The sequence below is a fragment of the Planosporangium thailandense genome, from assembly GCF_011947195.1.
Taxonomy (GTDB): domain Bacteria; phylum Actinomycetota; class Actinomycetes; order Mycobacteriales; family Micromonosporaceae; genus Planosporangium; species Planosporangium thailandense.
The window spans coordinates 1-8,817 of the sequence record NZ_JAATVY010000057.1 but is presented as its reverse complement, the minus strand read 5'-3'; the positions used below and the strand labels follow the sequence as shown (position 1 = coordinate 8,817).

The following is an 8,817-nucleotide window of genomic DNA, read 5'->3' as shown; positions in this document are numbered from 1 at the left end:
TCTAGGTAAGCGGGCCGGCGCGATCCGGACCTCGGCGTACCGGGGCCTGCGCCGGCTGGCCGAACAGCTCGACCAGCTCACCACCGCGCGCGACTACTTCGCCACCGAACGCGGTCATCTACCCACCGACGGTGTAACAGATCCGAGCGTCACGACGCCAACAGGAATGACATGAGCATCCACAGCCCCCGCCGCCTCAACCCGGAGACCGCCGAGCAGCTGCTCGGTTCGCCGTCGGCAGGCGCACACACCGGTCACCCGCAGCTGGCCGCCCTGCTGGCCGCGGCGGCCGCTCCCGGCCGCCCGGACGAGCTGAACAGCGAGGAGGCTGCCGTCTCCGCGTTCCTCGCGGCCCGACACGTCGCCATCCCGCGCCAACGCCGGCTGTCCACGGTCAAGACGCTGGCCATGAAGGCGCTGACCGTCAAGGTGCTGGCGGTACTGGCCACCACCACGACCGTCGGTGGCGTCGCGCTCGCCGCGAAAACGGGGGCGCTGCCCAACCCCCTGGCCGAGCCCGCGCACACCATCTCGTCGGGCCTGTCCGCGGCCGAGCCCACCGCGACCGAGACCCGCGCGGCGGCGCCCCCCGCCACCCGCACGGCCACCGCGGCGAGCCCCTCCGCGGTGCCAGACAGCCCGAGCCCGTCGAAGCCGGCCCCGAAGCTGATCGCGCTGTGCCGCGCCTACCAGGTCGGCAACAAAGTCAGCCACGGCAAGGCCCTCGACAACCCGGTGTTCACGTCGCTGATCACCGCGGCGGGCGGCCGGGACAAGGTCGAGCCGTACTGCACGGCCGTGCTCGCCTCCGTGGCGCGGACCGGCGACGGCGGCCAGTCCGGCTCCGGCCGGGACGGCAACCGCGACCAGAGCGGCGGCGGGCACGACAGGAACACCCGCACACCGCGGCCCACCCCCACCCCCGGCCGGTAGCGAACCCGCCGCACCGAGGGGCCCGACATATGCACAGGCAAGAAGAGGAGAGCCGGATGGCGACCGCGTCCCACCCGACCGACCCACCGCAGTTCGCCGTCACGGCGACCGCCATCGCGGACACCGCCGTACGGCTGGCCGTACGCGGTGAAGTCGACATCGCGACGGCCGGACCGTTCGGCGCCGCGCTGCACGACCTGCTGAGCCGGCCCGACCTCACCCACGTGGAGCTCGACTTCGCCCCGCTCGCCTTCTTCGACTCCCGCGGGATCGCCGCGCTGCTCACCGCGTGCCGCGCGGCCCGCCGGCGCGGCATCGCCCTCACCGTCACCAACTGCCAGGGCATCGTGCGGCGCGCCCTCGACATCACCGGCCTGTCTCCGCAGCTCGCCTACGACGGCACGGACGCCCCGCGGACCGACGCCCGCGTACGCGCGGCGGGCAATCGGCACCGGTCCGCCGCCTGCGTCGTCCGCCGCAGAAGCCGGTAGTGGACCCGATCAACTGCGACAGGAGCCTGACCATGTCACGCGTGGTGATCGCCGAAGACGATCCGGACCTCCGCGCCCTGTACTCACGCGCCCTCACCCGGCAGGGTCACAGCGTCGTACTGTGCGGCGACGGCAGCTCCGCGTACGACCACGTCCGGCGTGAGCACCCGGACCTGCTCCTCACCGACGTCGACATGCCACCGGGCATGAACGGGCTGGAGCTGGCGGCCGCGGTACACGCCGATCCGTCCGTCGCGGACATTCCGATCCTGCTGGTGACCGGCGGCTGGGCGGAGGTCGACGACGCGCGCACGCCGGGGGTCGTCGCCCTCCTGCGCAAACCGTTCTCGCCGCGCGAACTGGTGGGCCACGTCGAAGCCGCCCTCGCCGGCGCGCCGGCGCGAAGCGCCTCGTAGCGGCCGCCGCGCCCGGCGTCAGTTGCCGTAGGTGACGACCATCGGCGGCGGTTTGAGCATCGTCATCACCTCCTTCGGCGTCATCAGCCGGTTCTTCGACTCCAGCTGGTAGAAAATCTTGAAGCCGCCGTACTTGAAGTTGTTGAAACGCTCCATGTCCTTGCGGACCCACGAGCTGTACTGCCGTGTCTTGTCCTGAATGTCACCGAACCAGCCGCCGACCGAGTCGACGTGCCAGACGACGTCGACGCGCGGGTCGTCGACCATGTTGCGCTTGTCGGCGATCTCGGCCGAGCCGGGGTCGTACGGGTCGGAGAGACCGTCACCGGTCGGCCGGAACTGGTGCATGATGACGATTTTGCGCGGGATCCGGTACTTGGCCGGCAGCTCGGCCATCGCCGTGATCACCGGGTTGAGGTCGGCGGCCCGTACGTTGGACAGGTTGATCCCGGGGACTCCGTTGTGGCGGGGGAAGAACCACTCCGGGTCGATCGCCAGGTGCACGAACGGCAGGGCCAGGTACGGCATGAAGTACTGAAGCTCCTGCATCGGATCCGACCAGCCGAGGTTGAGGTCCAGAAACAGCAGCAGATTGTTGGTCCGGCAGAAATCCACGTACTTGTCCAGCGTGGCCTTGTCCAGCCGGTGGCTGTACGTCCCGGTGTCACCGGGATCCCCGTCCGCGATGCTGGCAACAACGTCGATGCCGAGCGCGACCGGGTGCGCCGGGTCCAGCTTCTCGTACTCGGCGCCCTGCGCGCGCAGCCGCTCCAGCATGTCGGCGTCCAGCGTGTACGCCGGTCCGGTCACCGCCGACCCCGGAATCCCGTAGAACGCGACCACCCGCTTGTGCGGCAGGACCGCGTTCTCGCTCGGGTCGAACGCCTGGGGAACGGCCAGCGTCGGGCCGGCCGCCGGACGCTTGTGCCTGGCCTGCTGCGGCACGACGACGTTGGTGATGACGATGACGGCCAGCACCGCGCAGGACGCCGTCACCGTGGCCAACCCGAGATAGCGCCGGGCGTGCCTACGCCGTACGGCGATCTGACCGGAGACCCAGCCGCGGACCCGCTCGGGGCGCAGCCACGCCGGCCAGACCAGGACCACGGCCAGCGCGAGGAGGCTGACCAGGTGCGGCAACTGGTCGATCCGCAGCAGCCGCAGCAGCACGCCGACCTTGAGGGTTGGCGGGCCCCCGGTCCGCGACCGCGCCTCGAACGACGTGGTCCGAAACTTCAGGCGGGGGACCTCGCCGCCGCCGCCGGCGAGCCGGTCTTCGACGATGAACGCCGGGCCCGGCTGCTCGAGCCAGATCGCCAGCGCGACGAGCAGCCAGACGGGCCAGGTGACGGCGACACCGACCAGCGCGCCGGCCGCCCGCAACAGGTGCGTCCTGCGCGACGGCCGGGGGTGGTGCCGGACGGGCCCGCCCGCCTCGACGTTCCCGGCACCGGGCACCACGAGCGGCATCGCGTTCTCGACGAGACCGGTGTCGATCAACGTCGCGGCGGTCGCCCCGATCAGCGCACCGACGACCGGCGACAGGACGGCGTACCCCGTCGCCCAGTGGTTGGTGTACAGCACGAACCCGACGCACGACATCGCCGCCGCGCTGATGAAGAAGGCGTTCCGATAATTGCGCAGCGGCGCGTGCGGCTGACCGGCCGGCATCGGCAGCCAGATCACGACCATGACGAGCAGAAGCGACCCGAAAAAAAGCGCATAGTTCACAGCTTGGGGCCTCCATCAATGCCGCTGTGCGAGGTGCCACTGGATCAGGGGTGCCGCTGGATCAGGGGTGCCGCTGGATCAGGGGTGCCGCTGGATCAGGGGTGCCGCTGGAATCACATGCCGCATCACGTGCCGGGTCGCCGGGCACCGGCGGCCGTGCGACCGCGCCGTACGCGGGTTGACAACGGGTGTCGACGTGCCGATATTCATTACCTGGCCTTCGCTGTTTTCGGCGGTGCCGCCCGCGACGTCAGTCGGTGCCGCCTGCGACCGGAAAGCACAGAGGATCAGAGCAACGGGCCGATGCGCACGGTCCATTGCCAATGGTGAATGTGACAGGGGCGAGAACAGGTAGAACGCCCGAGCGGCGACGGCTCTACCCGGGGTTTTCCGGGTAAAACAACAGCCCGTCTCGACATAGAGCACCGCCGCCGCCCATGTTTGGACGCAGAGCGTCGGGGGTAACGCTGAGCGTCACCGGAGGTCGAGCGACGCAGGGGGCGTGAAATGGCAAGTGGTCAGCTCAGCACACATTGGCTGCCCGACGGCAACCTGATGGTCGACGTACGTGGAGAGCTCGACATCCTCTCCAGCCGCACCCTCCGCCACAGCCTGTCGGCGGAGGTCATCGCCATGAAGCCGGTCGGGGTGCTGGTCGACCTCGGCTCGGTCACGTTCATGGACACCACCGCGTTGGGCGCGCTGATCGGCGTGCAGCGCGACCTCCACCGGCTCGGCGCGGAGCTACGGGTGGTGAACACCAGCCCGTCCGTGGCGCACCTGCTGGCGGAGGCGGGAGTCGACGGCGTGCTGGGATGCCACGCCGACGGGCCGGCGGCGGACGTGCCGCCGCAGCGGAGGGCACCCGCGCTGACGACAGCCGACGACTGAACGCCTGCAACGCCGGGCCTGCCACGCCTCGAGCCACGGTCGGGAGATGCCGCGTCATGAGTGTCGCAGGTCGGCGATGGATGATCGTCCGCTCCCGGTCGCACCGGCCACGAGCGGCGCCCCGACCCGCCAGGGTCGCGGTGATCGGCGGCGGTATCGCCGGGGTGAGCGCGGCGCTGGTGCTGGCCGAGCGGGGAATGCCGGTCACGTTGATCGAACGGGAATCGCGGCTCGGTGGCCGGCTGGCGGCCTGGCCCCACCGGCTGGCCGACGGCTCGACCCACATGGTCGGACACGGCTTCCACGGCTTCTTCCGCCAGTACTACACGTGGCGGGCCATCCTCCGGCGCATCGATCCGGAGCTGGGTTTTCTCCGCCCGCTCGGCCGGTACCCCGTCCTGTCGCGGGCGTGGCCGACCGAAGACTTCGCCAACCTGCCGCACCTGCCGCTGCTGAACCTGGCGGCGCTCGTGGCGCGCTCGCCCAGCCTACGACTGCGGGATCTACGCGACCTGGACCGCGCGGCGGCGTGGGCGCTGCTGAGCTATGAACGGCGCCGCACCTACGGCGAGTACGACCACGTGCCGGCCGCCCGGTTCCTCGACTCGCTGCGGCTGACCGACCGGGCCCGTGCCATGCTGTTCGACGTCTTCGCCCACTCGTTCTTCAACCGCGAGGAGACGATGTCGGCGGCTGAGATGATCATGATGTTCCACTTCTACTTCCTGGGCAATCCGGAAGGCCTCGACCTCGACGCGCCGACCGAGGACTACGCGACGGCCATCTGGCAGCCCCTCGCCGCCCGGCTGGACGCGCTCGGCGCCGACATCCGGCTCGCCGAGCCGGTCGACCGGGTCGAGCCGGCCGGGGACAGCTGGCGGGTGACGCTGCGCGGCGGCGCGGGAGTCATCTGCCGGTACGCCGTCCTGGCCGCCGACCCGTCCGGTGTCCGGACGCTCGGAGCCGCGTCGTCCGGCCTCGCGCGGACCGCTCCCCGCCTGGCCACCCAGCTGTGCGAGCTCGGTGTCGCGGCGCCGTACGCCGTCGCCCGGCTGTGGACCTCCCGGTGCTGCGAGCCGCGCCGCGCCGCCTTCAACGCCGTCACGCGCGAGGCGACGCTCGACTCGGTCACCGTGTGTCACGAGATCGAGCAGCAGGCGCGGCGTTGGGCGGCCCACCGCGGCGGCGGGGTGTTGGAACTGCACGCGTACGCGTGCGAGGACGGGCTCGACGCGGACACCGCGGCCGCCCGGATGCGGGCCGAACTCGCCGGGCTGTGGCCCGAGACCGCGTCGATGGCCGTTCTCGACCAGCACGCGCGGGTCGAACGCAACGCCCCCGCGTACGGCGTCGGCAGCGACCGTACCCGCCCGGGCGTGGTCACCGAGGCTCCCGGGCTGTACCTGGCGGGCGACTGGGTACGCCTGCCGTTTCCCAGCGCCCTCATGGAGCGCGCGGCCGCCTCCGGGGTCCTGGCCGCCGACCAGGTACTCGCCGACGCGGGCGCGGCGCTCGAGCCGATCCGATGTGTACGGCCCCGGGGCGTCCTCGCGCTGGCCGGCAGCCGCGCCGGCGCCAAGGGCTGAGAGGGCCGACCGGACGATCACGGCGGGCCGGCGAGCCCCGCCGGGGGCGGCCCCCGGAGCCTCAGACCACACGCACCCGATCTGCTTGCAGGCCCTTGTGTCCCTGCGTGATCTCGAACTCGACCCGCTGGTTGGCCTCCAGGGTGCGGTAACCGGTCGACTGGATGGCGGAGAAATGGACGAACACATCGCCCCGGCCGCCGTCCTGACTGATGAAGCCGAAACCCTTGTCGGGGTTGAACCACTTCACGATGCCCTGTGCCATGCCATTCCTCCGTCGTCGTCGGACAGCCTCATGGGGCGGTTCGGTGTGGGATGGATGCGGATCGACCCGCCGCGGTGGGGTCGCCGTCGGACCGCCGGCCCGCTCGCGGGTGTCGGCCAGGAACACGGGTCGGCCGTCAGCCGAACCTGACCCGCTTGCCTGTGGCTGACAGGTGCGCTACCCCGGCGACGGCCCTACTAACGACCGGCTGGGCCGCAGAAGGGACCCCAGAAGGGGCCGCAGAAGGGGCCGCAGAAGGGGACGCACAACCGGTACGGCACCGCCGGGGACAACCGGAGACGACGAAGCAACACCGGCGTTGAAACGACGCCGACAGCCGAAACAACACGCCGACAAGGGCGCAGCGCTGATCGCGGTGCGAGGCTCGTGACGGCACACGGCTCACGGGACGAGGCTCAGGACGGCACGAGGCGCCGGCACCCGGTGCCGGGTGTCGCATCCACCGATAACCGGTCCACCGGCCGCGCCGGTCCCCGGTCACCTCGGCTCGTAAATCCGCAGCACCTCGTAGAGCCGGCCGATCGTCGGATCAGCCGGTGCCGCGCCGGGCGCGTCACCGGCCCGCGCCGCGGAAAGGATCGGTGCGACACGCTCCGGCAGGCCGAGCTTCGTCGCGAGCGTCATGGCATCAGCAGGGGCGAGAGAATGCTGTCCGAGCAGAGCCGCCGCCACCCACGTGACCGGCTTGCTGATCGAATCGGCGAGCTCCTGCCAGGACAGCCCCCGTTCCAGCTTGGCCGCCATCACCGCCCGGGCGATCTCTTCTCGCGTCATGGCACCCTCCACGGGCTTTCAAGGCCACTGTCACGACCGTAGGAGAGCAGACGGGCCGGGGCAACCGGAGAGACGCGTTACCGACCGGCGACATCCGCGGCGGTGCCGCCCGGCGAGACGGCACACCGGCCGACGCTGATGCGACCGGCGCAGGTCGGTGGTCATTTCACCGGCTCGCGGCCCGATGAACGACCATCCGGTGCGGCCCTGCCGGGCGCGACAGACAACATCGGCCGCACCATCGGCCGGGAGATCACTCCACGGGCTGCCGGGCGCGCCGCAGCGTGAGCGTGAAGACCGAACCGACGTTCAACGTCGACCGGACCCCGACATCGCCACCCATGGCCTGTGCCAGGCGGCGCGCGATGAACAGCCCCAGCCCGGTACCGCCGGTGCTCATGGTCATCGGGTCCTCGACCCGTTGGAACTTCTCGAAGACCTTTTCGAGCTGGTCGGCCGGGATACCGCGCCCACGGTCCGTCACGTCCACGTGTACCCGGTCGTCATCGTGCCGCATCCGTACCTGGACGTCCTCGGTCTCCGGCGAGTACTTGAGCGCGTTGCTGATCAGGTTGGTGACCACCTGGATGGCCCGGCCGGCGTCACAGCGGACCGGTACGGCCCCGTCCGGAAGGTCGACCTTGACGCGGGGCGCGTCGAGGTCGTCGGCTGCCTGCCGGACGATGCCGGCCAGGTCGTGGGTATCCACCGACACCTGCAGCGCCAGATCCGACTCGGTGTCACCCATCCGCGAGGCGAGCAGCAGGTCCTCCACCAGGCGGGACATGTGCGCGGCCCGGTCGGCGATGAGGTCGAACGCTTTCTCGCGTTTGTCGGGCGGCATCTGGTCGCCGCGTGTGCGCAGCAGGTCGAGGTACCCGATGATCGGCGTCAGCGGCGTGCGGAGCTCGTGGGAGACCGTCGCGATGAAGTCCGCCTTGAGGCGCTCCGTGCGGTGCTCGCGGGTCAGGTCGCGGACGACCACCACGTCGCGGACGAGGGCCCCGTCGGCGAACACCCCGGAGTGTGCCAGCCGGAGCCGGCGCGCCTCCCCGTCCGGCCGGCAAATCGTCAGCTCCACCACCGACCGCGGGTTGTCCGCCGTCACCGGCAGCAGCCGGCCGCCCTCGGCCGGGTCGGGCACGTCGAGGAGTTCGGTCAGCCGGCAACCGGCCGCCTCCGCGGCGGTGATGTCGGTGAGCTCGGCGAAGGCGCTGCTCCACATCTGAACCGCGCCGTCGCCGTCGAGCATGAGGATGCCTTCGGTGGACTGCGCCACGACCGCGTGGAGCTTGCTGGTCTCCTCGACCAGTCGGTCCAGGTGCTCGGCGCCCCGCATGGCCGCGGCGAGGGCGTTGGCGAGCGGAGTCAGCAACGTGAGGTCGCGCGTCGACAACCGGCGACGCCGCCGCCCGCGGACGGCGAGCGCGACGATCCCGAAGCGGCGACCGCCGCTCTCCAGCGGGACGACCAGTGTCTGGCGAATGTCCGACGGCAGGTTCTCCGAGGTGAGCAACGGACCGCCGACGCCGCGGAGGGCGGCGAGATGAGCCGGCACCGGGCCGCTCGACAGCGCCCCCGGCATGTCGGCATCCACGGCGAGCGCCGCGTCGGCCCCGTCCAGGACCGCAACGGCGAGATCCGCGTCGAAGGCCTCCCGAACGAGGAGGAGGAACCGCCGTTCCACGTCGTTGCGCTCGGCGAGGACG

9 protein-coding genes are annotated in these 8,817 nt (G+C 71.3%); 5 read left to right on the top strand and 4 right to left on the bottom strand.

The annotated features are described in order from the left end of the window. Positions 1 to 171: 171 nt before the first annotated feature. Genes HC031_RS31995 through HC031_RS31985 form a run of 3 tightly spaced genes read left to right on the top strand, consistent with a single transcriptional unit; the run spans position 172 to position 1,840 of the window. On the top strand, positions 172 to 933 hold the full coding sequence (locus HC031_RS31995) for a hypothetical protein (RefSeq protein WP_167929204.1): 762 nt from the start codon (positions 172 to 174) through the stop codon (positions 931 to 933). Between the two features lie 56 nt (positions 934 to 989). After that, entirely contained in the window at positions 990 to 1,424 is a 435-nt protein-coding gene (locus HC031_RS31990) for an STAS domain-containing protein (RefSeq protein ID WP_167929203.1), read from the top strand. A 32-nt stretch (positions 1,425 to 1,456) separates the two neighbouring features. Next, a complete protein-coding gene (locus HC031_RS31985; RefSeq protein ID WP_167929202.1) occupies positions 1,457 to 1,840 on the top strand; it encodes a response regulator in 384 nt (127 codons plus the stop codon). Positions 1,841 to 1,858: 18 nt separating this feature from the next. Here HC031_RS31985 and HC031_RS31980 read toward each other — a convergent pair whose 3' ends face one another. Further along, on the bottom strand, positions 1,859 to 3,571 hold the full coding sequence (locus tag HC031_RS31980; RefSeq protein ID WP_167929201.1) for a sugar transferase: 1,713 nt from the start codon (positions 3,569 to 3,571) through the stop codon (positions 1,859 to 1,861). A 507-nt stretch (positions 3,572 to 4,078) separates the two neighbouring features. On the opposite strand from HC031_RS31980, the gene HC031_RS31975 reads away from it, so the two are divergent. Together HC031_RS31975 and HC031_RS31970 are read left to right on the top strand one after the other, a co-directional pair. Continuing rightward, the gene (locus tag HC031_RS31975; RefSeq protein WP_167929200.1) at positions 4,079 to 4,462 is read left to right on the top strand and encodes an STAS domain-containing protein; all 384 of its coding nucleotides are present in this window, start codon (positions 4,079 to 4,081) and stop codon (positions 4,460 to 4,462) included. 56 nt (positions 4,463 to 4,518) lie between these two features. Then, complete coding sequence (locus tag HC031_RS31970) at positions 4,519 to 6,048, top strand: FAD-dependent oxidoreductase (protein ID WP_205863511.1); 1,530 nt, start codon at positions 4,519 to 4,521, stop codon at positions 6,046 to 6,048. Positions 6,049 to 6,109: 61 nt separating this feature from the next. On the opposite strand, the gene HC031_RS31965 is transcribed toward HC031_RS31970, so the two are convergent. The 3 genes from HC031_RS31965 to HC031_RS31955 all read right to left on the bottom strand — a co-directional run. Next, positions 6,110 to 6,313 carry a cold-shock protein gene (locus HC031_RS31965; RefSeq protein WP_167929198.1) on the bottom strand — a complete coding sequence of 68 codons (204 nt, stop codon included), beginning with the start codon at positions 6,311 to 6,313 and terminating at the stop codon, positions 6,110 to 6,112. A gap of 498 nt (positions 6,314 to 6,811) precedes the next feature. Continuing rightward, positions 6,812 to 7,108, bottom strand: a complete 297-nt coding sequence (locus HC031_RS31960; protein WP_167929197.1) for a hypothetical protein — start codon at positions 7,106 to 7,108, stop codon at positions 6,812 to 6,814. Between the two features lie 253 nt (positions 7,109 to 7,361). After that, positions 7,362 to 8,817: sensor histidine kinase (locus HC031_RS31955; RefSeq protein WP_167929196.1), on the bottom strand; the 1,456-nt coding region annotated here is incomplete at its 5' end.